Source organism: Burkholderia arboris, from assembly GCF_038723655.1.
GTDB classification, from domain to species: domain Bacteria; phylum Pseudomonadota; class Gammaproteobacteria; order Burkholderiales; family Burkholderiaceae; genus Burkholderia; species Burkholderia arboris.
In genome coordinates this window covers 568775-589385 of sequence record NZ_CP109821.1, presented here as the reverse complement: position 1 = coordinate 589385, position 20611 = coordinate 568775, and the positions used below count along the sequence as shown (strand labels likewise).

Annotated in this window: 20 protein-coding genes; 11 read left to right on the top strand and 9 right to left on the bottom strand. The window is 65.5% G+C overall.

Annotation, left to right across the window (positions count from 1 at the left end):
- Nucleotides 1–44: 44 nt before the first annotated feature.
- The 7 genes from accB to OHZ10_RS02810 all read left to right on the top strand — a co-directional run bounded on the left by accB (nucleotide 45) and on the right by OHZ10_RS02810 (nucleotide 6381).
- Entirely contained in the window at nucleotides 45–518 is a 474-nt protein-coding gene (accB, locus tag OHZ10_RS02840) for an acetyl-CoA carboxylase biotin carboxyl carrier protein (protein ID WP_046544894.1), read from the top strand.
- Between the two features lie 85 nt (nucleotides 519–603).
- Complete coding sequence (accC, locus tag OHZ10_RS02835; protein ID WP_059236250.1) at nucleotides 604–1971, top strand: acetyl-CoA carboxylase biotin carboxylase subunit; 1368 nt, start codon at nucleotides 604–606, stop codon at nucleotides 1969–1971.
- A 2-nt stretch (nucleotides 1972–1973) separates the two neighbouring features.
- Nucleotides 1974–2876, top strand: a complete 903-nt coding sequence (prmA, locus tag OHZ10_RS02830) for a 50S ribosomal protein L11 methyltransferase (RefSeq protein ID WP_059236252.1) — start codon at nucleotides 1974–1976, stop codon at nucleotides 2874–2876.
- A 45-nt stretch (nucleotides 2877–2921) separates the two neighbouring features.
- On the top strand, nucleotides 2922–4286 hold the full coding sequence (locus OHZ10_RS02825; RefSeq protein WP_342703553.1) for a zinc-ribbon and DUF3426 domain-containing protein: 1365 nt from the start codon (nucleotides 2922–2924) through the stop codon (nucleotides 4284–4286).
- Nucleotides 4287–4360: 74 nt separating this feature from the next.
- Nucleotides 4361–4864: a thiol peroxidase gene (tpx, locus tag OHZ10_RS02820; protein ID WP_059236257.1), complete on the top strand. Its 504-nt coding sequence runs from the start codon at nucleotides 4361–4363 to the stop codon at nucleotides 4862–4864.
- Nucleotides 4865–4949: 85 nt separating this feature from the next.
- The gene (locus tag OHZ10_RS02815) at nucleotides 4950–5888 is read left to right on the top strand and encodes a carbohydrate kinase family protein (protein ID WP_059236259.1); all 939 of its coding nucleotides are present in this window, start codon (nucleotides 4950–4952) and stop codon (nucleotides 5886–5888) included.
- Between the two features lie 19 nt (nucleotides 5889–5907).
- Nucleotides 5908–6381, top strand: coding sequence for a glycine zipper 2TM domain-containing protein (locus OHZ10_RS02810; protein WP_006476977.1), 474 nt, complete (start codon nucleotides 5908–5910; stop codon nucleotides 6379–6381).
- Nucleotides 6382–6600: 219 nt separating this feature from the next.
- On the opposite strand, the gene OHZ10_RS02805 is transcribed toward OHZ10_RS02810, so the two are convergent.
- The 7 genes from OHZ10_RS02805 to OHZ10_RS02775 form a co-directional block, all read right to left on the bottom strand.
- Complete coding sequence (locus OHZ10_RS02805; RefSeq protein ID WP_059236261.1) at nucleotides 6601–7287, bottom strand: histone H1-like DNA-binding protein; 687 nt, start codon at nucleotides 7285–7287, stop codon at nucleotides 6601–6603.
- A gap of 28 nt (nucleotides 7288–7315) precedes the next feature.
- Nucleotides 7316–7642 carry a hypothetical protein gene (locus tag OHZ10_RS02800; protein WP_081051883.1) on the bottom strand — a complete coding sequence of 109 codons (327 nt, stop codon included), beginning with the start codon at nucleotides 7640–7642 and terminating at the stop codon, nucleotides 7316–7318.
- Between the two features lie 83 nt (nucleotides 7643–7725).
- Nucleotides 7726–8937, bottom strand: a complete 1212-nt coding sequence (locus OHZ10_RS02795) for a ribonucleotide-diphosphate reductase subunit beta (protein WP_059236263.1) — start codon at nucleotides 8935–8937, stop codon at nucleotides 7726–7728.
- Between the two features lie 365 nt (nucleotides 8938–9302).
- Nucleotides 9303–12296: a ribonucleoside-diphosphate reductase subunit alpha gene (locus OHZ10_RS02790; RefSeq protein WP_059236265.1), complete on the bottom strand. Its 2994-nt coding sequence runs from the start codon at nucleotides 12294–12296 to the stop codon at nucleotides 9303–9305.
- Between the two features lie 462 nt (nucleotides 12297–12758).
- Complete coding sequence (gene ampD / locus OHZ10_RS02785; RefSeq protein ID WP_342703548.1) at nucleotides 12759–13349, bottom strand: 1,6-anhydro-N-acetylmuramyl-L-alanine amidase AmpD; 591 nt, start codon at nucleotides 13347–13349, stop codon at nucleotides 12759–12761.
- Nucleotides 13346–13663: a PP0621 family protein gene (locus tag OHZ10_RS02780; RefSeq protein ID WP_059236269.1), complete on the bottom strand. Its 318-nt coding sequence runs from the start codon at nucleotides 13661–13663 to the stop codon at nucleotides 13346–13348. The genes ampD and OHZ10_RS02780 overlap by 4 nt, the downstream gene beginning before the upstream one ends.
- A 13-nt stretch (nucleotides 13664–13676) precedes the next feature.
- A complete protein-coding gene (locus OHZ10_RS02775; RefSeq protein WP_059236271.1) occupies nucleotides 13677–14570 on the bottom strand; it encodes a cytochrome C assembly family protein in 894 nt (297 codons plus the stop codon).
- Nucleotides 14571–14659: 89 nt separating this feature from the next.
- On the opposite strand from OHZ10_RS02775, the gene ffh reads away from it, so the two are divergent.
- Entirely contained in the window at nucleotides 14660–16027 is a 1368-nt protein-coding gene (gene ffh / locus OHZ10_RS02770; RefSeq protein WP_034186376.1) for a signal recognition particle protein, read from the top strand.
- 94 nt (nucleotides 16028–16121) lie between these two features.
- Nucleotides 16122–16673: a hypoxanthine-guanine phosphoribosyltransferase gene (locus tag OHZ10_RS02765; protein ID WP_059236272.1), complete on the top strand. Its 552-nt coding sequence runs from the start codon at nucleotides 16122–16124 to the stop codon at nucleotides 16671–16673.
- An 81-nt stretch (nucleotides 16674–16754) separates the two neighbouring features.
- Here OHZ10_RS02765 and OHZ10_RS02760 read toward each other — a convergent pair whose 3' ends face one another.
- Complete coding sequence (locus OHZ10_RS02760; RefSeq protein WP_059236275.1) at nucleotides 16755–17357, bottom strand: MarC family protein; 603 nt, start codon at nucleotides 17355–17357, stop codon at nucleotides 16755–16757.
- Between the two features lie 21 nt (nucleotides 17358–17378).
- Nucleotides 17379–19115 (bottom strand): proline--tRNA ligase, encoded by a 1737-nt coding sequence (locus tag OHZ10_RS02755; RefSeq protein ID WP_059236277.1) that lies wholly within the window; start codon nucleotides 19113–19115, stop codon nucleotides 17379–17381.
- A gap of 218 nt (nucleotides 19116–19333) precedes the next feature.
- Here OHZ10_RS02755 and OHZ10_RS02750 point away from each other — a divergent pair, with 218 nt between their 5' ends.
- Entirely contained in the window at nucleotides 19334–19981 is a 648-nt protein-coding gene (locus tag OHZ10_RS02750) for an RNA pyrophosphohydrolase (RefSeq protein ID WP_059236279.1), read from the top strand.
- A gap of 13 nt (nucleotides 19982–19994) precedes the next feature.
- Nucleotides 19995–20603, top strand: coding sequence for a CNP1-like family protein (locus OHZ10_RS02745; protein WP_059236281.1), 609 nt, complete (start codon nucleotides 19995–19997; stop codon nucleotides 20601–20603).
- Nucleotides 20604–20611: the final 8 nt, after the last annotated feature.

Sequence of the window (20611 nt, the reverse complement as noted above, 5' to 3'; positions counted from 1 at the left end):
CGGCCCCTAACCGGCGCTTTCACGTATTGAAAGGGGAATTCCCGATGGATCTTCGTAAGCTGAAAACTCTGATCGACCTCGTTTCCGAATCCGGCATCTCCGAGCTGGAAGTGACGGAAGGCGAAGGCAAGGTGCGCATCGTCAAGAACGCACCGCCGGTCTACGTGCAGCCGACGGCTGGGTATGCCCCGCAAGTCAGCGCGCCCGCTCCGTCGGCCGCGCTGCCGACCGAAGGCGCTGCCGCGCCGGCCGCAGGCGGCGCTGCCGCACCGGCCGTCCCGCAGGGCCACGTCGTGACGTCGCCGATGGTCGGCACGTTCTATCGCGCGCCGTCGCCGGGCGCGGACCCGTTCGTCCAGGTGGGCGACACGGTCAAGGAAGGCCAGACGATCTGCATCATCGAAGCGATGAAGCTGCTCAACGAGATCGAGTCGGACAAGGCCGGCGTGATCAAGGAAATCCTCGTCGAGAACGGCCAGGCCGTCGAATACGGCCAGCCGCTTTTCGTGATCGGCTAAGCCCGCCGCGCGGCCCTGTCGGCCGCGCGCCGCCGATGCTCGCCAGGCGCCGTTCGCGCGCCCCTCGAAGAGACGAATACTCGCTATGTTTGAAAAAATTCTCATTGCCAACCGCGGTGAAATCGCGCTGCGCATCCAGCGCGCGTGCCGCGAACTCGGCGTCAAGACGGTGGTCGTCTACTCGGAAGCCGACAAGGAAGCCAAGTACGTGCGCCTCGCAGACGAAGCCGTCTGTATCGGCCCGGCCCCGTCGAACCTGAGCTACCTGAACATGCCGGCGCTGATCAGCGCCGCGGAAGTCACCGATGCCGAGGCGATCCACCCCGGCTACGGCTTCCTGTCGGAGAACGCCGATTTCGCGGAACGCGTCGAGCAGTCCGGCTTCACGTTCATCGGCCCGCGCCCGGAAACGATCCGGATGATGGGCGACAAGGTCACCGCGAAGCAGACGATGATCAAGACCGGCGTGCCGTGCGTGCCGGGTTCGGAAGGCGCGTTGCCGGACGATCCGAAGGAGATCGTCAAGATTGCGCGCGCGATCGGCTATCCGGTCATCATCAAGGCGGCGGGCGGCGGTGGCGGGCGCGGGATGCGCGTCGTGCACACCGAGGCTGCGCTCGTCAACGCGGTCAACATGACCCGCGAGGAAGCCGGCCGTGCGTTCGGCAACCCGCAGGTGTACATGGAGAAGTTCCTCGAGAACCCGCGTCACATCGAAATCCAGGTGCTGTCGGACGCGTACAAGAACGCGATCTGGCTGGGCGAGCGCGACTGCTCGATGCAGCGCCGCCACCAGAAGGTGATCGAGGAAGCGCCGGCGCCCGGCATTCCGCGCCGCCTGATCGACCGCATCGGCGACCGCTGCGCCGACGCGTGCAAGAAGATGGGCTACCTCGGTGCGGGCACGTTCGAATTCCTGTACGAGAACAACGAGTTCTACTTCATCGAGATGAACACGCGCGTGCAGGTCGAGCATCCGGTATCGGAGCTGATCACGGGCGTCGACATCGTGCAGGAACAGATCCGCATCGCGGCCGGCGAGAAGCTCACGCTGCGCCAGCGCGACATCCAGTTCCGCGGACATGCGATCGAATGCCGGATCAACGCGGAAGATCCGTTCAAGTTCACGCCGTCGCCGGGCCGGATCACGTCGTGGCATACGCCGGGCGGCCCCGGCGTGCGCGTCGATTCGCACGCCTACAATGGCTATTTCGTGCCGCCGAACTATGATTCGATGATCGGCAAGCTGATCACCTACGGCGCGACGCGCGAGCAGGCGATCCGCCGGATGCGCATCGCACTGTCGGAAATGGTCGTCGAAGGCATCCAGACCAACATCCCGCTGCACCGCGAGCTGATGATCGACTCGAAGTTCGTCGAAGGCGGCACCAGCATCCATTACCTCGAAAACCGGCTCGCGCAGAAGCAGCAGGTCGCACCGGAAGAAGCGTAAGCATGAGCTATCGCGAACTCGTCGTCGAGCTGGCCCGCGAGCATGCGGAGGCCCTGTCCGACGCGCTGCTCGATCTCGGCGCGCTGTCGGTGTCCGTCGAGGACGCCGACGCCGACACGCCCGACGAACAGCCGCTCTTCGGCGAGCCGGGCCTCGTGCCCGACCGTACCGCGTGGCAGCACTCGCGTGTGGTCGCGCTGCTGTCGGCCGACCATGAGCCGGCCGTGCTGCTCGCGGCCGCCGCGAACGAGATCGGTATCGCCGACACGCCGAAGTTCGTCGTCCGCGAAGTCGAGGAACAGGACTGGGTGCGGCTCACGCAGTCGCAGTTCGAGCCGATCCCGATCGGCGAGCGGATCTGGGTCGTGCCGTCGTGGCACGATGCGCCCGATCCCGGCGCGCTCGTCCTCGAACTCGATCCGGGCCTCGCATTCGGCACCGGCAGCCACCCCACGACGCGTCTGTGCATGGAGTGGCTCGAACAGTCGGTGAAGCCCGGCCAGTCGGTGCTCGACTACGGCTGCGGCTCCGGCATTCTCGCGATCCTCGCGAAGAAATGCGGGGCGAACCCCGTGATCGGCATCGACATCGATCCGCAGGCGGTGGAATCGGCGCGGCAGAACAGCGAGCGCAACCGTGCGGAAGTCACGTACGGGCTGCCCGATGCATGCCCGGACGGCGAATTCGACATCGTCGTCGCGAACATCCTGTCGAACCCGCTGAAGCTGATGGCGTCGATGCTCGCGTCGAAGGTCAAACCGGGCGGGCGCATCGCGCTGTCGGGCGTGCTCGCGCGCCAGGCGGACGAAGTCGCGGCCGTCTACGCGCGCTACGTCGACATCTCGGTCTGGCGCGAACACGAAGGTTGGGTATGCCTCGCCGGAACCCGGCGGGAAAGCCATTAGAATAGCGCTGTCCTTCACTCTGGCCAGCAGGCCGCCCGGCTCGACATGCTTCTTGCGACGCGCTGCCCTCATTGCGAAACCGTCTTCCGGCTGCAGCAGGAACAGCTCTCGCTGCATCAGGGGCTCGTGCGCTGCGGGCATTGCCACGAAGTCTTCAATGCAGCCGAGTCGCTCGTTCCCGAGCACGCGCAGCAGCCCGAACCGGCCCTGACCGGGACGGCTGCCGCGGCGGACGGCCACGACGCACACCATCAGGCACCGCCAGCGCGGCTGTTCGCCGCCGACGCACCGGCCGGGTCGCCGTCCGACTCCGATTACAAGCCGGAAGGCTGGGACATGTGGGCGCCGTGGCTCGACGCCGGCGTCGATCCGTCGCTGCAGCACAGCGTCGAGACCGTGCGCACCGAGCCGCTGGTACCGCTCGCGCTCCCGTCAGTGGAAGCCGGCGTCGTTCACCTGTCCGGTACGCCCGCGTCGTTCGCGTCCTCCCCGGCCGAGCTGGAGCCGTCGGCTGCCGTCGCGCATGCGGACGAACCGCCTGCGCCGCCAACGCAGCACGAAGCACACGAATCACTCGAAACCGAAGAAGCGTCGCACGCGCCGGTCGAGCGCGACCCGCGCGAGCCCCGCTTCGTCGCCCACATTCCGTCGGAATCGGAAGCAACGCCCGATGCCGCCGAACCCGTCGGCCGCGCGCACTTCGCCGTGCCCGACGACGAAAGCGCACCGCGCGAACCGCGTTTCGCTTTCACGCCGGCACCGGCCGTCGCCGAAGCCGAAAGCGGATCCGAACCCGATGCCTTCGTCCGGCACGACAAGACGCCGGCCGCGGCAGCAACCGAACCGGCCCCACCGTTCCCTGCCGCCCTGACCGACGACGACCGCCCGCACTTCGCCGTCACGCGCGAGACGCGCGCGCCGCAGCCGCGCGGGATGCTCGGCGGCTTTTTCGGCGGCCTCGTCGCCGCCGTGCTGGCCGTGCTGCTGGTCGCGCAACTCGCGTGGTGGCAACGCGAAGCGCTGATGATCGGCTGGCCCGTCACGCAAGGCTGGTTCCGGCAGGCTTGCGCGCCGCTCGGCTGCACGGTCGCGCCGCCGCGCGCGATCGACGGGCTGCGGCTCGACGCAACCGACCTGCGCCAGCTCGACGGCCCGCGCGAGCTCGAACTGAAGGTCCCGCTGACGAACCGCTACCGCGTCCCGCTCGCGTACCCGTCGCTCGAACTCACGCTGCTCGACGATACCAATCACGTCACCGTGCGCCGCGTGCTCGCGCCGCGCGACTACGTGCGCCCGGGCACGTCGATCGACGCCGGGCTGCCGCCCGGCACGACGCAGACGATGGTCGTCCGCCTCGAAACGAACGGCACGCCCGCCTCGAATTTCCGCGTCCAGATCTTCTATCCGTGACGCGCCGCGGCGCGCGCATGCGCGCCCGTCTCAACCCGCGCGCCTCCATTGGCGCGCTATTTCGGAGCACGAACATGAGCAAAGTTACGCTGGGTGGCAACCCGATCGATCTCGCCGGCACGTTCCCGGCCGTCGGCGCCCAAGCCGCCGATTTCAAGCTGGTCGGCAAGGACCTCGCCGACCTGTCGCTCGCCAGCTTCGCCGGCAAGCGCAAGGTGCTGAACATCGTGCCGAGCCTCGACACGCCGACCTGCGCGACGTCGACCCGCAAGTTCAACGAAGCCGCGTCGGCGCTCGACAACACGGTCGTGGTCGTCGTGTCCGCCGACCTGCCGTTCGCCGCCACGCGCTTCTGCACGACCGAAGGCCTCGAGAACGTCGTGACGGCTTCGACGTTCCGCACTGGCCGCGCGTTCGCGAACGCGTACGGCGTCGACGTGACGAGCGGCCCGCTGAACGGCCTGACCGCACGTGCAGTCGTCGTGCTCGACGCGCAGGACAAGGTGATCCACGCGGAACTCGTCGGCGAAATCAAGGACGAGCCGAACTACGATGCAGCGCTCGCCGCACTGAAGTAAGCTTTCCACCGCTTTCCCCTGCCGCGCCGCGCCCTTCGCGCGGCGTTGTCGCGCAGGGCCCCTCATTTCTACAGGAACGCACACCTTGGCTACGCTGATTTGCGGCTCGATCGCCTACGACTCCATCATGACCTTCGAAGGGCGGTTCCGCGAGCACATCCTGCCCGACCAGGTGCACCTCATCAACCTGAGCTTCCTCGTGCCGACGATGCGCCGCGAATTCGGCGGCTGCGCGGGCAACATCGCGTACGCGCTGCACCTGCTCGGCGGCGATGCGCGCATGATGGGGACGATGGGCGCGCTCGACGCGCAGCCGTATCTCGACCGGCTCGACCAGCTCGGCCTGCGCCGCGACCACGTTCGTGTACTGCCCGATACGTACACCGCGCAGGCGATGATCACGACCGATCTCGACAACAACCAGATCGCGGCGTTCCACCCGGGCGCGATGATGCAGTCGCACCTGAACCACGCGGGCGACGCACCGGACATCAAGCTGGCGATCGTCGGCCCGGACGGCTTCGACGGGATGGTGCAGCACGTGGAAGAGCTCGCCAAGGCCGGTGTGCCGTTCGTGTTCGACCCGGGCCAGGGTCTGCCGCTGTTCGACGGTGCGACGCTGCGCCGCAGCATTGAACTTGCGACCTATGTGGCGGTCAACGACTACGAGGCCAAGCTGGTGAGCGACAAGACGGGATGGTCCGAAGATGAAATCGCCAGCCGGGTCGACGCCCTCGTCATCACGCGTGGCGAGCACGGCGCGACCATCCGCCACAAGCAGGGCACGGAACAGATTCCGGTCGTACCGGCCGAGCGCATCTCCGATCCGACCGGCTGTGGCGATGCCTTCCGCGGCGGCCTGCTGTACGGCATCGAGCATGGCCTCGACTGGGCGACCACGGGGCGCCTCGCGAGCCTGATGGGCTCGATCAAGATCGCCCACCAGGGGCCTCAGACTTACGTACTGACGCGCGCCGAAATCGACGCACGCTTCGAGACTGCATTCGGTTACAGTCTCAAATGAATATTGTGGGAGAGCAAAGATGTTGACGAAAAAAACCCTCACGCTCGCGGCCATGCTGACGGCCACGCTGACGCTCGCCGGCTGCTTCACGGCACCCGGCTCGGCCGATGTCTATAGCGTCGGCCAGGCGCAGCGCGAACAGACGGTCCGCATGGGCACGGTCGAAAGCGTCCGTGCGGTGCGTATCCAGTCCGACGGCGGCGGCAGCGCGATCGGCACGCTCGGCGGCGGCGCACTCGGCGCTGTCGCAGGCAGCGCAATCGGCGGCGGCAAGGGCTCGATCCTGACGGCGATCGCCGGCGGCCTCGTCGGCGCGGTCGCGGGTAACGCGGTCGGCGAAAACCTCAGCACGGCGAACGGTGTCGAAATCACCGTGCGTCTCGACAACGGCGACCTGCGCTCGATCACGCAGGCAGCCAGCGGTGAAGCGTTCCGCGCCGGCGAGCGTGTGCGGCTGCTGTCGAGCGGCGGCGTCACGCGCGTCACGCACTAACCGGTATCCTCAGCACGCGGCGCAAGCCGCGGTCGAACGCATGTGCGAAGCTGCACATGCGTTTTTTTTCGTCCGTACTCGCGTCGTCGCGTTCGGCTTCGAGGGCGAATACGGACGAAAAAAATCCCGCCACCTGAGCCAGATGGCGGGACTGATTGAGTAGCGCTACTCAACCCACGGACACCACGTGAGTGTCCGGGTGGTGCTGGTCAGCCGCGATTACGGACGGCTGCCGGTCGGGAACGGCCATGCCGCTGCCGGGTTGAGCGCGGTCTTCACGCCCGATGCCGGCGCAACCGATGCGGTCGACGCGGTCGTTGCCGGCGCAGCCTTCTTCACGACGGCCTTCTTCGGAGCAGCAGCCTTCTTCGGTGCAGCGGCCTTCTTCGCCGGAGCAGCAGCCGCCTTCGCAGGGGCAGCCTTCTTCGCAGGGGCGGCCTTCTTAGCAGGCGCAGCCTTCTTCGCAGCGGCCTTCTTGGCAGGCGCAGCCTTCTTCGCTGCAGCCTTCTTGGCAGGCGCGGCCTTCTTCGCTGCAGCCTTCTTCGCCGGTGCTGCCTTCTTCGCAGCAACCTTCTTCACGGCGACTTTCTTCGCTGCAACCTTCTTCGCCGCGGCCTTCTTAGCCGGTGCTGCCTTCTTCGCAGCAACCTTCTTCACGGCGACTTTCTTCGCTGCGACCTTCTTGGCTGCAACCTTCTTCACCGCGACCTTCTTCGCAGCAACCTTCTTTGCAGCAGCCTTCTTCGCCGGTGCTGCCTTCTTCGCAGCAACCTTCTTCACGGCGACCTTCTTCGCTGCGACCTTCTTCACTGCAGCGGCCTTCTTCGCCGGAGCAGCAGCCTTCTTCGCAACGGTCTTCTTGGCAGCAACCTTCTTAGCAGCCGGTTTCTTCTTGGCAAGTGCCATGTTGTTCTCCTTCAGGTTCAGATGAGAGTCAGTTCAAACTACACCCTTCGTCAAAACCCGCTTCCCGCGGACGCTGTTCAGGACGTGCGCTTCGAAGCGGGCTATTCATCGGCGTACGCGGATACCACGCGCTTACGCTAATGAATACGGTATGGCGCGCGTGACCACTCGGCCTCGCGCGCCAAATCAAGTCGGTAGCCGGCGCCCCTCGCGCCGCTACCCCTAATCGCTTGATCAAGCGGACTACCACACGGCCGTCCGCTTTATCCGGAGGGAAGTTTGCCCATCCCACTGAAGGGTTCGCAAAGTGCCTGTCGTATCGTTGGGCCGTTAAGGCACCGGGCATGCTTTGCATCAGGCGTTCTTGCTCCTAAACCTTGGGCCGGGGCCGAGAGGCCACCGGCTGCTCACATCATGTGACGGATTCGCTGCTGCGGGTTATTCCCAGGACAGCGCGCCCCCCGTCTGATACTCGATCACACGCGTCTCGAAGAAGTTGCGTTCCTTCTTCAGGTCGATCATCTCGCTCATCCACGGGAACGGGTTTTCCTCGTTCGGGTACAGCGGATCGAGGCCGATCTGCTGGCAACGGCGGTTGCTGATGAAGCGCAGATAGCTCTTGAACATCGACGCGTTCAAACCCAGCACGCCGCGCGGCATCGTGTCTTCGGCGTAGCGGTATTCGAGTTCGACAGCCTGCTTGAACAGCTCGCGGATCTCGGCGCGGAATTCCGCGGTCCAGAGATGCGGATTCTCGAGCTTGATCTGGTTGATCAGGTCGATGCCGAAGTTGCAGTGCATCGACTCGTCGCGCAGGATGTACTGATATTGCTCTGCAGCACCCGTCATCTTGTTCTGGCGGCCGAGTGCGAGGATCTGCGTGAACCCGACATAGAAGAACAGGCCTTCCATGATGCAGGCGAACACGATCAGCGACTTCAGCAGCTTCTGATCCGCGTCGAGCGTGCCGGTCTTGAAGGCCGGATCCGTCAGCGTGTGGATGAACGGGATCAGGAATTCGTCCTTCGCGCGGATCGACGAGACCTCGTGATACGCGTTGAAGATCTCGCCTTCATCGAGACCGAGCGATTCGACAATGTATTGGTACGCGTGCGTGTGGATCGCTTCCTCGAACGCCTGGCGCAGCAGGAACTGCCGGCACTCGGGCGCCGTGATGTGGCGGTACGTGCCGAGCACGATGTTGTTCGCCGCGAGCGAATCGGCCGTCACGAAGAAGCCAAGGTTGCGCTTCACGATGCGGCGCTCGTCCTCGGTCAGACCGTTCGGGTCCTTCCACAGTGCGATGTCGCGGGACATGTTGATTTCCTGCGGCATCCAGTGGTTCGCGCAACCGGCCAGATACTTTTCCCACGCCCACTTGTACTTGAACGGCACCAGCTGATTCACGTCAGTCTGGCCGTTGATGATGCGCTTGTCGGCGACATTGACCCGCGCTTCCGAACCGCCGGCGGGAACAGCCGATGCTTGCGGCGGCACCGCAAGATCGCCTTCGAAAATGTCACGGACCTGATGGGCGGCAGGCGCAGCAGCCTGCATTCCGACAGCCATCCCGGCGGAGGTGCGCATCGCGTTTTGCTGCGCTCCGCTCGCGGGGGTTACGGCAGTCTTCTCGTCATCCCAGTTGAGCATAAATTCTCACCATCAATTTAGAACGGTTTGTACCATCTTTTCCTGAGCGATAAAAGGGTTCGCTCACGAAAAATCCTTTTTTCGATTCGCGTTGCGACCTCGATACAACACTTTGAGCAACGCATCGTCGTTCATGCAGCGCGCGATGTGAGTCGCGCTTGTATCGCGAGGTGCGCTCGACGCATCGAACGCTGATCGAAACGCGACGCCGTCGGGGATGTTTCGATCGCTTGTCACTGCCTGCAACGCAGGTGTCGCGTTACAGATTCCTTATCATTTTTTTAGTTGAGAGCGGCGCACACTTCAACCTCGATCGGTTGTCGTGTGCGCCGCCCTTGCCTGCTTCTCAGGTCAGGCGCACTGCGTTACTGGCACGCTTCGCACTCGTCGAAGCCCGGATCGCCCGGACGCATCGTGCACACCGGACCGTCTGCCTCGACCGGCGCGAGTGCCGGTGCTGCGTCGACTGCGCCCGACGACGATGCTGCGCCGCCCGCCGCGCCGAAGCCGCCGGCTGCGCCTTGCGCGCCGCCGCCGCTCGAACCGCCCGTCGGCACTGCGTTCAGCGCACCGTGTGCGACCGTCGACTTCTCGACGTGCGTCGCCGCCATCGTGCGGAGGTAGTAGGTCGTCTTCAGGCCGCGCAGCCATGCGAGCTTGTAGACCTCGTCGAGCTTCTTGCCCGACGCGCCGCCCATGTAGATGTTCAGCGACTGCGCCTGGTCGATCCACTTCTGGCGGCGCGATGCCGCTTCGACCAGCCACGTCGGGTCGACTTCGAACGCGGTCGCGTAGATCGCGCGCAGGTCGGCCGGGATGCGGTCGATGCGCGACAGCATGCCGTCGAAGTACTTCAGGTCGGAGACCATCACCTCGTCCCACAGGCCGCGTTCCTTCAGGTCGCGAACCAGGAACTCGTTCACCACCGTGAATTCGCCCGACAGGTTCGACTTCACGTACAGGTTCTGGAAGGTCGGTTCGATACAGGCCGACACGCCGATGATGTTCGAGATCGTCGCCGTCGGCGCGATCGCGACGCAGTTCGAGTTGCGCATGCCGTGCGCGGCGATCCGCGAACGCAGCGTCGTCCAGTCGAGCGACTCGGACGTGTCGACCTCGACGTAGCCGCCGCGCGCTTCAGCCAGCAGCTTCAGCGTGTCCTGCGGGAGGATGCCGCGATCCCACAGCGAGCCGCGGTAGCTCGAGTAGCGGCCGCGCTCTTCGGCCAGCTCGGTCGACGCGTAGTACGCGTAGTAGCAGACGGCTTCCATCGAACGGTCGGCGAACTCGACCGCCGCTTCCGACGCGTACGGCGTACGCAGCAGGTGCAGGCAGTCCTGGAAGCCCATGATGCCCATGCCGACCGGGCGGTGCTTCAGGTTCGAGTTACGCGCCTTCGCCACCGCGTAGTAGTTGATGTCGATCACGTTGTCGAGCATGCGCATCGCGACGCTGATCGTGCGCTTCAGCTTGTCGTGGTCGAGCGCGTAGCTGCCGTCGGCCTGCTTCACCAGGTGGGCGACGAGGTTCACCGAGCCGAGGTTGCACACCGCGATTTCGGTGTCGCTCGTGTTCAGCGTGATTTCCGTGCACAGGTTCGACGAGTGGACGACGCCGACGTGCTGCTGCGGCGAGCGGACGTTGCACGGATCCTTGAACGTGATCCACGGGTGGCCCGTCTCGAACAGCATGCCGAGCATCTTGCGCCAGAGCTGCGCCGCCGGGATCTTCTTGAACAGCTTGATCTCGCCGCGCGCGACCTTGTCTTCGTAAGCCGTGTAAGCCGCCTCGAACTCCGTGCCGAACTTGTCGTGCAGGTCCGGGCAGGTCGACGGCGAGAACAGCGTCCAGTCGGCGCCTTCCATCACGCGCTTCATGAACAGGTCGGGAATCCAGTTCGCCGTGTTCATGTCGTGCGTACGGCGGCGGTCGTCACCGGTGTTCTTGCGCAGCTCGAGGAACTCCTCGATGTCGAGGTGCCACGATTCGAGGTACGCGCAGACCGCGCCCTTGCGCTTGCCGCCCTGGTTCACCGCGACGGCCGTGTCGTTCACGACCTTCAGGAACGGGACCACGCCTTGCGACTTGCCGTTCGTGCCCTTGATATGCGAGCCGAGTGCACGCACGCGCGTCCAGTCGTTGCCGAGACCGCCGGCGAACTTCGACAGCAGCGCGTTTTCCTTCAGCGCTTCATAGATGCCGTCGAGATCGTCCGCGACCGTCGTCAGGTAGCACGACGACAGCTGCGAGCGGTGCGTGCCCGAGTTGAACAGCGTCGGCGTCGAGCTCATGAAGTCGAAGCTCGACAGCACGTTGTAGAACTCGATCGCGCGCGTTTCGCGGTCGATCTCGTTCAGCGACAGGCCCATCGCGACGCGCATGAAGAATGCCTGCGGCATTTCGATGCGGGTGCCTTCGACGTGCAGGAAGTAGCGGTCGTACAGCGTCTGCAGGCCGAGGTAGCCGAACTGCAGGTCACGGTTCGCGTCGAGCGCTTCACCGAGGCGCTTCAGGTCGAACTGCAGCAGCTTGTCGTCGAGCAGGCCGGCGTCGACGCCGCGCTTCAGGAACTGCGGGAAGTATTCCGTGTAGCGGGCCGACATCTCGGCCTGCACGACTTCCTCGCCGAGGATCTCGCGACGGATCGTGTGCAGCAGGATGCGGGCCGTGACCTGGCTGTATGCCGGATCCTTTTCGATCATCGTGCGCGCTGCGAGGATCGCCGAGTCGTAGACCTGGCTCATCGGCACGCCGTCGTACAGGTTCTTCACCGTCTCCGCGACGATCGGGTCAGGGTTAACCGCAGCGCCAAGGCCGTCGCACGACGACACGATCAGCGCGCGCAGCGCGTTCAGATCGAGCGGGCGCGTCACGCCGTTGTCGACGACATTGATGCCGGTGCTCGACTCGGCGCCCGCTGCCGCTGCGTCCTCGCCCGCATTCTGGCGCTCGAGGTGACGCTTCTCGCGATACAGCACGTACGCACGCGCGACGTTGTGCTCGCCGCCGCGCATCAGCGCGAGTTCGACCTGGTCCTGGATGTCTTCGATATGGAACGTACCGCCGTTCGGGCGGCTGCGCACGAGCGCGCGGACGACGTTGTGCGTCAGCTGTTCGACCTGCTCGCGTACGCGCGCCGATGCCGCGCCCTGCCCGCCGTTGACGGCCAGGAAAGCCTTGGTCACCGCGATCGCGATCTTCGAGGGTTCGAACGACACGACGCTGCCGTTGCGGCGGATCACCTTGTAGTCGGCGAACGTGGCCTGCGGCGCGAGCGCCTTCGCGCCCTGTTCGGTCCCGCCGAGCGGACGGCTCGAGGCGCTCTCGTACTGGGACGTCGCGTTGTCGGTGGTTTGCATGTGCAAAGCTCCTGGTGTTGGATGGTGCGGAGAGAACCGCGGATTAAAACGAACGCTGCGCAATGCGGTGCGCGAGCGGTAAGAGGCGAGCGATGCGCCGGGGAAGCCGGTTCGGTCGATGCGCGACAACCTGGCCGGTCGTGTGCTTCGTCATGTATCCCCTGCCCCGTCGATGTTCGCTGCGCTGGTCGCGACGCCCGGACCGCCCGGCCTGACGCGCCGCCCTGAGAACCCTGTCCGCCGGCGTTGCCCGCCGGCCGGTGCCGCTCGGGTTTCCCCTGCGACACACACTATATCTAGTGCAGAACCGCTCAACTGGCACCAAGTATAGTGGACATTCGGAGGACGTCCAAACGGATAATTTGCACTGAAGGTATTGACATCACCCCCGCCCCGCGCAGGCTCAGACGTGACAAGGCATTGGTCGGAAAAAAATTTTTTCCCGGCTCAAAAACCCCGCGATCAGTGCTGACGGAAAGGAAAGTATTCGCCGGAAAAACCGGCATCGCTCGCGAAGCGTTGCCAATCGAAGTGCGGGCCCGGATCGGTCTTGCGGCCCGGCGCGACGTCCGAGTGCCCCGCGAATGCGTCGACCGGATAGCGCGCCGCGAGCGCGCGGGAGAGCGCAGCCAGGACCGCGTATTGCGCATCGTCGAACGGCACGTCGTCGGCACCTTCGAGTTCGATGCCGATCGAGAAGTCGTTGCAGCGCGTCCGGCCGAAGAACTCGGACGAACCCGCGTGCCACGCGCGCTCGTCGCACGACACGAACTGCACGAGCTCGCCGCCGCGGCGGATCAGGAAGTGCGCGGACACGCGCACGCCGCGCAGGTGGCTCTGGTAATAGGGGTGCGCATCGCAGTCGAGGCGGTTCAGGAACAGCGACTCGATCGCGTCGCCGCCGAATTCACCGGGCGGCAGGCTGATGTTGTGGACGACCACGAGCGTCGGCACCGCACCCGCGGGCCGCATCTCGAAGTTCGGCGACGGCGCATGGCGCGCTTCGCGCACCCAGCCCTTTGCGTCGACCGACAACACCCGCGCGTCGCTCATCGCGCGTCGCGACCGCTTGCACGTGCGGCGTGGCGCTGCGCGTGCTCGGCGCTGCAGAAGTATTCGCCGCCTGCGGCGACCGCATCGCCCTTCGGCGCATGCACGCCGCATTCGGCGCAGCGCACCATCGGCTCGGGCAGCGATCGCATGTCGCCGTTCGGCCGCGCAGCCCCGGGGCCGCCGGCACCGGGCGCGCCGTCGTGACCGGCGCCGCGGCCGGTGCGCGCCTGCGCGTGCTCCTGCGCCTGGCGCAGCTTGCGTGCGAGCCACGAACCCGCGAAGAAGAGAAGAATCAGGAGAAGAATCTGTCGCATCGGAAACCTGCGTTCAAACCACGGAACGGTGCAGCAGCACCTCGAAAACGAACCGGCTGCCGACATACGCGAGCAGCAGCGCGGCGAACGACACGAGCACCCAGCGCGCGGCGCCGCGGCCACGCCAGCCCGACGTCTTGCGGGCGACCAGCAGGCCGCCGAACATCAGCCACGACAGGATCGCGAACACGGTCTTGTGGTCGAGCCGCAGCGCGCGCGCGTCGACCTGCTCGCTGAACAGGATGCCCGACGCGAGCGTCAGCGTGAGCAGCACGAAGCCGGCGCCGATCAGGCGGAACAGCAGCTTCTCGAGCGTGAGCAGCGGCGGCAGCGTTTCGAGCCAGCTCGCGATCCAGCCCGTCGAGCCGTCGCGCCCGCCGCTCCTCAGCGACTGCAGCCGCCGCTCGACCATCAGCATCAGGACCGCATGCAGCGCGGCGATCGCAAACAGCCCGTACGCGATGTTCGCGATCAGGAAGTGCAGCTTGAACAGCGGTGCTGCGGCATAAGGAAGCACCCGCACGCCGCCGAACACGAGCGGCAGCAGCGACGCGCCGCACGCGAGCGGCAGGACCAGCAGGCGCAGGCTGTCGAGCGGGAAGAAGAAGCTCTCGATCCAGTAGATGCCGGCACCGAGCCAGAACATCGCGGACAGCGCGAACGCGAAGCCGAACACCATCGAGTCGTTCGGAAAGATCGTCATGTGGAGCAGTACGCCGTGCGCGACGAGCGCGGCGAACAGCAGCGCGCGGCCGGCCCCGCTCATCCCGGACGCGGCGGACGCGGGAACCGGCACGGCCGGCACGCTCGCGACGAGCGGCGTCGCGCCCTGGCGATGCGTGCGCCAGCCTGCGACGGCGAGGCCGCCGTACAGGAATGCGGTGAGGGCATACAGTACAATATCCATGTTCGAAGTTTACACTAGGCCCCCTTCCCGCGACGGCTCCCTTTGTTCGGTTCCGCCGCGTCTTCGGGCCCCACTGTCCAACGCTCCCCATGCTCGACAATCTCACTCAACGGATGGCGCGCGTCGTCAAGACGCTGCGCGGCGAGGCCCGGCTTACCGAGGCGAACACCCAGGAGATGCTCCGCGAGGTGCGTCTCGCGCTGCTGGAGGCCGACGTCTCGCTGCCGGTCGTCCGCGAATTCATCGCCAAGGTCAAGGAAAAGGCGCTCGGCGAAGAAGTGATCAGCAGCCTGTCGCCGGGCCAGGCGCTCGTCGGCGTGGTCCAGAAGGAACTGACCGCCGTGATCGGCGGCGACTACGAAGGCAAGGCCGCCGAGCTGAACCTGGCAGTCACGCCGCCTGCCGTGATCCTGATGGCCGGCCTGCAGGGCGCGGGCAAGACCACGACCGCCGGCAAGCTCGCGAAGCTGCTGCGCGAGAAGTACAAGAAGAAGGTGCTGACGGTGTCGTGCGACGTGTATCGCCCGGCCGCCATCATGCAGCTGAAAACGGTGAGCGAACAGGTCGGCGCCGACTTCTTCCCGTCCACGCCGGACCAGAAACCCGTCGACATCGCGATCGCGGCCGTCGACTGGGCGAAGCGCCACTACCATGACGTGCTGATCGTCGACACGGCCGGCCGCCTCGGTATCGACGAGGCGATGATGCAGGAAATCGCCGCGCTGCACGGCACGCTGAAGCCGGCGGAAACGCTGTTCGTCGTCGACGCGATGCTCGGCCAGGACGCGGTCAACACCGCGAAGGCGTTCAACGACACGCTGCCGCTCACCGGCGTCGTGCTGACCAAGCTCGACGGCGACTCGCGCGGCGGCGCCGCGCTGTCGGTGCGCCACATCACGGGCAAGCCGATCAAGTTCGTCGGCGTCGCCGAGAAGCTCGACGGCCTGGAAGTGTTCCACCCGGACCGGATGGCGAACCGGATCCTCGGCATGGGCGACATTCTCGCGCTCGTCGAGGAGGCGCAGCGCGGCGTCGACGTTCAAGCTGCGCAGAAGCTCGCGGACAAGGTCAAGAAAGGCGGCGACTTCGACCTGAACGATTTCCGCGCGCAGATCTCGCAGATGAAGAACATGGGCGGCCTGTCGTCGCTGATGGACAAGCTGCCCGCGCAATTCCAGCAGGCGGCCGCCGGCGCCGACATGGGCCAGGCCGAGAAGCAGATCCGCCGGATGGAAGGCATCATCAGCTCGATGACGCCGGCCGAGCGTGCGAAACCCGAAATCATCAAGGCGACGCGCAAGCGCCGCATTGCAGCCGGCGCGGGCGTGCCGGTGCAGGAAGTCAACCGGATGCTGAACCAGTACGACCAGATGCGTACGATGATGAAGAAGCTGAAGGGCGGCAACATGCAGAAGATGATGCGCGGCCTGAAGGGCATGATGCCCGGCATGCGCTGATTCCGCCCGTCGGCCGGCGCGCGGGTTTTTGCTGTAGCGCGCGCCTGCCGTTCTGCTTCATTCTTATTTGTATACCGACTGCCCGCCAGAACACATGAACCGCGAAGAAGCCCTCCACATTTTCAACCACTCCGAAGAGATCGTGTCGGCCGATGCCGTCAACGCGTCGATCTCCAAGATGGCCGACGCGATCCGCGCCGAGATCGGCGACGCGTTTCCGCTCGTTCTCTCGGTGATGGGCGGCGCCGCGGTGTTTACCGGGATGCTGCTGCCGCATCTCGATTTCCCGCTCGAATTCGACTACATCCACCTGACCCGCTACCGCAACACGACGCAGGGCAGCCCGGAAATGCACTGGCGCGTCGCGCCGCGCGAATCGGTGAAGGATCGCATCGTGCTCGTGCTCGACGACATCCTCGACGAAGGCGAGACGATGGCCGCGATCCGCGACCGCATCCTCGACATGGGCGCGCAACGCTTCATGTCGGCCGTGCTGTGCGAGAAGACGCTCGCGAAGGCGAAGCCGCTGCACCCCGACTTCTGCGGCTTCTCGGTGCCCGACCGCTACGTGTTCGGCTGCGGGATGGACGCAAAGGGCTACTGGCGCAACCTGCCGACGATCCGCGCGCTGACCACCCACGTCTGATCGCCGCCCTGCCCGCTATATAAGAAAAGCGGCGCTCCGGTTTCCCGGAGCGCCGCTTTTTTTGTGCGTACGCCGCCCGCCCTATAGCTGGTGCACGAACGCGCGAATGCCGGCCAGCAGCATCTCGACCGAGATCGCGACGAGCACGAGGCCCATCAGCCGCTCGAACGCCGCGACCGTCCGCTCGCCGAGCCACTGCTGGATCCGTTCGGCCAGCACCAGCGTGATCGCGCAGACGATCATCGTGACCGTCAGCGCCCCAACCCACTCGAGCATCTTGCCGGGCGCCTGCGACGTCAGCAGCATCACCGTCGCCAGCGCGGACGGCCCGGCGAGCGCCGGAATCGCGAGCGGCACGATGAACGGCTCGCCGCCCGCGCGCGGATCGCTGCCGAGTGCGCCATCCGGGTGCGGGAAGATCATCCGCAGCGCGATCAGGAACAGCACGATCCCGCCGCCGAGCCGCAGCGACAGGTCGGTGAGGTTCATCATCCGCAGGAAGCGGTCGCCGACCACCATGAAGAACAGCAGGATCACGAACGCGATCCCCACTTCACGCAGGATCAGCTTCACGCGCCGCTCGCGCGGCACATCCCGCATCGCCGAAATGAACAGCGGGATGTTGCCGAGCGGATCGGTGATCAGCACCAGGAGCACGGTGGCCGACAGGAACGTGTATTCCATCGTGTCCCCCGGTCGCCGTGCTTAGCGTGCGAGCGCGGCGCGGATCTTCTCCGCGACCGTCGCCGCGGCCGCGTCGGCCGGCAGCAGCGTCGCTTCGGCGTCGCGGCGGCCCTGGTACTCGATCTTGCCTTCCTTCAGGCCGCGCTCGCCGATCACGAGGCGGTGCGGCACGCCGATCAGTTCCCAGTCGGCGAACATCACGCCCGGGCGCTCGCCGCGATCGTCGAGGATCACGTCGATGCCGGCCGCGACGAGTTCCGCGTACAGCTTGTCGGCAGTCTCGCGCACCATCTCGCTGCGGTCATAGCCCATCGGGCACAGCACGACTTCGAACGGCGCGATCGACTCCGGCCAGATGATGCCCTTGTCGTCGAAGTTCTGTTCGATCGCCGCGCCGAGAATGCGCGTGACGCCGACGCCGTAGCAGCCCATCAGCATCGGCTGCGGCTTGCCCGACTCGTCGAGGAACGTCGCACCCATCGCTTCCGAGTACTTGGTGCCGAGCTGGAACACGTGGCCGACTTCGATGCCGCGGCAGATGTCGATCACACCCTTGCCGTCCGGCGACGCGTCGCCCTTCTTCACGTTGCGCACGTCGGCGACGTCCGGTTCCGGCAGGTCGCGGCCCCAGTTCACGCCGGCGATGTGATAGTCGACCTCGTTCGCACCGACGACGAAATCGCTCATGTTCGCGACCGTGCGGTCCGCGATCACCTTCACGGGCTTCTTCGTGCCGACCGGGCCGAGGTAGCCCGGCGGCGTGCCGAACCACTCGACGATTTCCTGCTCGGTCGCGAAGCGGTGGTTCTTCAGGCCCGGCAGCTTCGATACCTTGATCTCGTTCAGGTCGTGGTCGCCGCGCAGCATCACCAGCCAGATGGTCGGCTCGGCGCCTTCGTTGTCGGTCGCGAGCACGATCGACTTGATCGTGCGCTCGAGCGGGATCGCCAGCAGTTCGGCGACGGCCTCGCACTTCGCCTTGCCGGGCGTCGCGACCTTTTCCATCGCTTCGGCCGGCGCCGCGCGCTCGGGCGTCAGCGGCAGCGCTTCAGCCGCCTCGATGTTCGCTGCGAACTCGGAGGTCGGGCAGTAGGCGATCGCGTCCTCGCCGGTATCGGCGATCACGTGGAACTCGTGCGAGAAGTTGCCGCCGATCGAGCCGCTGTCGGCCGCGACCGCACGGAATTCGAGGCCGAGGCGCGTGAAGATGCGCACGTACGCGTCGTACATCTTGCGATACGACTCGTTCAGGCCGGCCGCGTCCTTGTCGAACGAATACGCGTCCTTCATGATGAATTCGCGGCCACGCATCACGCCGAAGCGCGGACGGATCTCGTCGCGGAACTTCGTCTGGATCTGGTAGAAGTTCACCGGCATCTGCCGGTAGCTCTTGATCTGGTTGCGCGCGATGTCGGTGATGACTTCCTCGTGCGTCGGCCCGATCACGAAGTCGTTGTCCTTGCGGTCCTTGAAGCGCAGCAGCTCGGGGCCGTACTGTTCCCAGCGGCCCGATTCCTGCCACAGCTCGGCCGGCTGCACGGCTGGCATCAGCAGCTCGATGGCGCCCGCCCGGTTCATTTCCTCGCGCACGATCGCCTCGACCTTGCGAATCGAACGCAGGCCGACCGGCAGGTAGTTATAGATGCCGCCGGCGACGCGACGGATCATGCCGGCGCGGACCATCAGCTTGTGGCTGACGATCTCTGCGTCGGCGGGAGCTTCTTTCAGGGTGCCGATAAAGAAACGGGAAGCTTTCATGCGGACGGTTCCAAAAACGGCGCCCCCAGGCGGGGCGCCCGAAAAAGTTTCAAGGTGAAAAAGCTGCGCGCGACGAACGACGATGGCGCAGATGACGTAGCAGACTAATCAGGGACAATTCAGCCGGTGTACCCCGCGCGGATTCGCTCCGTCACGGTGCGCAGCGCCCGTTATCTGTTTATAATCAAAGCAATTTTAAAGGATTCGAAGGTGGTTGTATGCTGGATCGTGAAGGCTTTCGCCCGAACGTCGGCATCATCCTCTTGAACGCGCGCAACGAGGTGTTTTGGGGCAAGCGGCTCCGCGAGCATTCCTGGCAGTTTCCTCAAGGTGGGATCAAGTATGGCGAGACCCCCATGCAGGCGATGTACCGGGAGTTGCACGAGGAAACGGGCCTGCATCCGGAACACGTCAAGATAATCGGCCGCACTCGCGACTGGTTGCGTTACGAGGTGCCTGACAAGTTCATTAAACGCGAAGTACGCGGTCATTACCGCGGCCAGAAGCAGATCTGGTTCCTGCTGCGGATGGTTGGACGCGATTGCGACATTTGCTTGCGCGCGACCGACCACCCGGAGTTCGATGCGTGGCGCTGGAACGAGTACTGGGTGCCGCTCGATGCGGTGATCGAGTTCAAGCGGGATGTCTATCAGTTGGCGCTGACGGAACTGTCGCGCTTCCTGCGCCGCCCGGCGCAGCGAGCCGAGAAGCCGCGCGGGCCGCGAATGTCGCGCTATCCGCGCGTCATTGGCGTACAGGCCCAGCAGACGCTGACGATTGTCGACACATCGGTAGTCTGTTCGGAGATCGAAGTGGAAGCGGGCACGCTCGACGAGATGCCGCCCCACGTGATCGTCGGCAAATGACGAGTCGGACTGCATGACCGGGCGCGACCTTGGTGTCGCGCCCTTTTTTTACGAGGAATGCATATTGAAAGCGATTGCTCTCGCGCTCGCATCGATCGCCGCGATGGCTGCCCTGGCCGGCTGCGCGAATTCGAAAGCGCCGTCCAACAAGGATGACAGCGAATTCGTGTACCTGCTCGACCGCCAGGGGACCTGGAAGGAAAACACGGTCGACACGCTGCCGCCGCTGCCGCAAACAGGCGACCTGCTGCCGTTCAACGTCTCGCAGAACACACCGCTCAAGTTCTTCGTCGATGCGAAGTCGCTCGACGTCGGCACCGACGGCGTCGTGCGCTACGCAGTCGTCATCACGAGCCCGGCCGGCGCGCGCAACGTGAACTACGAAGGCATTCGCTGCGACACGTACGAATGGCGCCAGTACGCCGGCCTGGACTCCGATCACAACGGCTGGGACCGCACGGTCGAGAACGACTGGCGACGCATCGAGAACGGCGAGCTGAACGCCTATCACTCGGCGCTCTATCAGGACTACTTCTGCGCGAACAAGATGCCGCAGGGCTCGACCCGGCAGATCCTGGAAAACATCCGGTTCCATCGCACCGCGATGACGCAGTTGCGCTGACGGTGCGC

Bases quoted from the DNA above. Each gene is read 5' to 3' on its own strand.
- OHZ10_RS02800 (WP_081051883.1), bottom strand. From the start codon at position 7,642: ATGCAAAGCATGCCCGGTGCCTTAACGGCCCAACGATACGACAGGCAC.
- ampD (WP_342703548.1), bottom strand. From the start codon at position 13,349: ATGAGCGACGCGCGGGTGTTGTCGGTCGACGCAAAGGGCTGGGTGCGC.
- OHZ10_RS02760 (WP_059236275.1), bottom strand. From the start codon at position 17,357: ATGGAATACACGTTCCTGTCGGCCACCGTGCTCCTGGTGCTGATCACC.
- OHZ10_RS02765 (WP_059236272.1), top strand. From the start codon at position 16,122: ATGAACCGCGAAGAAGCCCTCCACATTTTCAACCACTCCGAAGAGATC.
- OHZ10_RS02750 (WP_059236279.1), top strand. From the start codon at position 19,334: ATGCTGGATCGTGAAGGCTTTCGCCCGAACGTCGGCATCATCCTCTTG.
- OHZ10_RS02790 (WP_059236265.1), bottom strand. From the start codon at position 12,296: ATGCAAACCACCGACAACGCGACGTCCCAGTACGAGAGCGCCTCGAGC.
- accC (WP_059236250.1), top strand. From the start codon at position 604: ATGTTTGAAAAAATTCTCATTGCCAACCGCGGTGAAATCGCGCTGCGC.
- OHZ10_RS02810 (WP_006476977.1), top strand. From the start codon at position 5,908: ATGTTGACGAAAAAAACCCTCACGCTCGCGGCCATGCTGACGGCCACG.
- OHZ10_RS02780 (WP_059236269.1), bottom strand. From the start codon at position 13,663: ATGCGACAGATTCTTCTCCTGATTCTTCTCTTCTTCGCGGGTTCGTGG.
- OHZ10_RS02805 (WP_059236261.1), bottom strand. From the start codon at position 7,287: ATGGCACTTGCCAAGAAGAAACCGGCTGCTAAGAAGGTTGCTGCCAAG.
- tpx (WP_059236257.1), top strand. From the start codon at position 4,361: ATGAGCAAAGTTACGCTGGGTGGCAACCCGATCGATCTCGCCGGCACG.
- OHZ10_RS02795 (WP_059236263.1), bottom strand. From the start codon at position 8,937: ATGCTCAACTGGGATGACGAGAAGACTGCCGTAACCCCCGCGAGCGGA.
- accB (WP_046544894.1), top strand. From the start codon at position 45: ATGGATCTTCGTAAGCTGAAAACTCTGATCGACCTCGTTTCCGAATCC.
- OHZ10_RS02755 (WP_059236277.1), bottom strand. From the start codon at position 19,115: ATGAAAGCTTCCCGTTTCTTTATCGGCACCCTGAAAGAAGCTCCCGCC.
- ffh (WP_034186376.1), top strand. From the start codon at position 14,660: ATGCTCGACAATCTCACTCAACGGATGGCGCGCGTCGTCAAGACGCTG.
- OHZ10_RS02825 (WP_342703553.1), top strand. From the start codon at position 2,922: ATGCTTCTTGCGACGCGCTGCCCTCATTGCGAAACCGTCTTCCGGCTG.
- OHZ10_RS02775 (WP_059236271.1), bottom strand. From the start codon at position 14,570: ATGGATATTGTACTGTATGCCCTCACCGCATTCCTGTACGGCGGCCTC.
- OHZ10_RS02745 (WP_059236281.1), top strand. From the start codon at position 19,995: ATGACCGGGCGCGACCTTGGTGTCGCGCCCTTTTTTTACGAGGAATGC.
- prmA (WP_059236252.1), top strand. From the start codon at position 1,974: ATGAGCTATCGCGAACTCGTCGTCGAGCTGGCCCGCGAGCATGCGGAG.